General features: G+C 65.3%; 1 protein-coding gene. It reads left to right on the top strand.

All coding sequences use genetic code 11. The features are described from left to right. The coding region (locus EOA24_RS37935) for a stimulus-sensing domain-containing protein (RefSeq protein WP_127410821.1) at positions 1 to 1,382 on the top strand (1,382 nt) is incomplete at both ends.

The raw sequence follows: 1,382 nt of genomic DNA, 5'->3' as shown, positions 1-1,382 counted from the left end.
AATCTGGACTTCCCGATCAACCCCGAGCGCGTCGCGCCGGTGCTGAGACGGCTGATCTCGCCGACGCGCACCCGCGCCCGCATCTATGACCGCGACGCGAACCTCCTGCTCGACTCCCGGCATCTCTATTCGCGCGGCCAGATCCTGCGCTACGACCTGCCGCCCGTCGACGACGAACAGCCCGCCCTCGTGGAGCGGGTCGAGAAGTTCATCTTCGACTTCTTCCGCAACAAGGACCTGCCCGTCTACCACGAGCAGCCCGGCGGCAATGGCGCGGCCTTCCCGGAGGTGGTCAAGGCGCTGACCGGCAGCCCTTCGACCATTGTGCGGGTGAGCGAGCAGGGCGAGCAGATCGTCTCCGTCGCGGTGCCGATCCAGCGTTTTCGCGCCGTGCTGGGTGTGCTGATGCTGTCCACGGAAGGCGGCGATATCGACAAGATCGTCGCGGCCGAGCGCAAGGCGATCCTGCGCGTGTTCGGCGTCGCGGCGCTGGTCACCGCGATCCTTTCGATGCTTCTGGCGTCCACCATCGCCAATCCGCTGCGGCGGCTTTCCGCCGCCGCCGTCAGGGTGCGGCGCGGCGTCAAGAACCGCGAGGAAATACCGGACTTTTCCGACCGGCAGGACGAGATCGGCAATTTGTCCATCGCCGTGCGCGACATGACCAATGCGCTTTACGCGCGCATCGAGGCGATCGAAAGCTTCGCCGCCGACGTCTCGCATGAATTGAAGAACCCGCTGACATCGCTGCGCAGCGCGGTCGAGACGCTGCCCTTGGCGAAGAACGACACGTCTCGCGCGCGTCTGATGGAGATCATCCAGCACGACGTGAAGCGGCTCGACCGGCTGATCACCGACATCTCCGACGCCTCCCGTCTCGACGCGGAGCTGGCGCGCGAGGACGCCGGAACCGTGGACCTGAAGAAGTTCATCACCGATCTGGTCGCGGTCTCGCGCGAGACCACGCGCAACAAGAAGGCTGTCGAGATCGAACTCAAGGTGGCCAAGCTGCCGACCGGCGCCAAGGGCTATTACGTTGTCGGCCATGATCTGAGGATTGGCCAAGTCATCACCAACCTGATCGAGAACGCGCGCTCCTTCGTGCCCGACGAGCACGGCCATATCGCGATCTCATTGGCGCGCGCTGGCAAGTTCAACATCATCACCGTCGACGACAACGGCCCGGGTATCCGGGCCGAGAACATCGACCGCATCTTCGAGCGCTTCTACACCGACCGGCCGGCCGGCGAGGCGTTCGGCCAGAACTCTGGTCTCGGGCTGTCGATCAGCCGCCAGATCGTCGAGGCGCATGGCGGCACGCTGACGGCCGAAAACATCCCCGGCACCAAGCCCGGCGAGATCAAGGGCGCGCGTTTCGTGGT

It is taken from the genome of Mesorhizobium sp. M2A.F.Ca.ET.039.01.1.1, assembly GCF_003998035.1.
GTDB lineage: Bacteria > Pseudomonadota > Alphaproteobacteria > Rhizobiales > Rhizobiaceae > Mesorhizobium.
The sequence above is the reverse complement of the archived record's forward strand: the minus strand, read 5'-3'. Positions and strand labels throughout refer to the sequence as shown.